1 protein-coding gene is annotated in these 1,175 nt (G+C 61.5%); it reads right to left on the reverse strand.

The window, feature by feature from the left end; all coding sequences use genetic code 11:
• A partial coding sequence (locus ABD931_RS29090) for an Ig-like domain-containing protein (RefSeq protein WP_345271645.1) occupies positions 1-1,175 on the reverse strand: 1,175 nt, incomplete at both ends.

Consider the following 1,175-nt stretch of genomic DNA (forward strand, 5'->3'; position numbering starts at 1 on the left):
GGGTCACATTGGCCACTCCGCTCACACTGGCCGGCGCACCCGTGCGGCTGAGGTCATTGACCAGCACCGCCAACGCCAGCGTCTGGTTGAAGCCCAGCGTGTAGCTGTCGGGGTTGGCCACCGGGGGCGCACTGCCCACGTTGAAGGTCACCCGGGCCGTGTCACACAAGGCCGTGTTCACCCGGTCACAGATCTGGTAGACCAGCGTGGTGCTGCCGGCAAAACCGGTGGCCGGCGTGAAGCTGATACTGCCATTGGCATTGACCACGGCTGTACCGTTGGCCGGCTGCGCCAGTATGGCTGGTGCAGTCACCGAGGTCAGACTGGCCGGTACGGTGCCGGTGCGGTCGGCATCATTAGCCAGCACATTCACCGTCACCGGCTGGTTGAAGGTAACCACCACCACATCCGGATTGGCTACTGGTGCCTGTGAGCCTACATTGACCACCACCAGGGCCGTATCACACAGGCCGGTATTTACCCGATCACAGATGCGGTAGATGAACTGATCCGCCCCGGCAAAGCCGAAGGCAGGCGTGTAGGTAATCGTACCATTGGCATTCACCACCACACTGCCGTTGGTCGGCTGGCTCACCAGCACCGGAGCCGTGACATTGGTGAGGCTGGCGGGCAGCGTACCTCTAGCCTGGTCGTTGAGCAGCACCGGTATCTGCACGGCTGTATTGAAAGTGGTGGTGTAGTTATCCCGGTTCGCTACCGGCACCACCGAACCCACGTTGATGACCACCAAAGCCGAGTCACACAGCAGCGGATTCACCCGGTCGCAAATGCGATAAAACAAGGTGTCATTACCCGCAAAGCCTGCATTGGGCGTGTAGGTGATGGAACCTGTGCTGTTGACCACCGCCGTACCATTGGCCGGAGCGCCCACAATGATGGGCAGGGTCACCGTGGTCAGACTAGCAGGTCTGCCTGCCCGGTCGGTGTCGTTGACCAGCACCGGCACGGTCACCGCCTGCTGGAAAGTAGTCGTGGCGTTGTCGCGGTTCGCTGTCGGCGGTGCCGAGGGTACGTTGATGATCACCCGGGCCGTGTCACAGACGCTGGGGCTGATAACAGAGCAGATGCGGTACACTAACGTATCCGGACCAGCAAAGCCTATAGCCGGCCTGTAGGACAGCGTACCATCGGGGTTCACCACGGCCGTGCCGTTA

Origin of the sequence: Nibrella viscosa, from assembly GCF_039541875.1 — a bacterium.
Classification (GTDB): domain Bacteria; phylum Bacteroidota; class Bacteroidia; order Cytophagales; family Spirosomataceae; genus Nibrella; species Nibrella viscosa.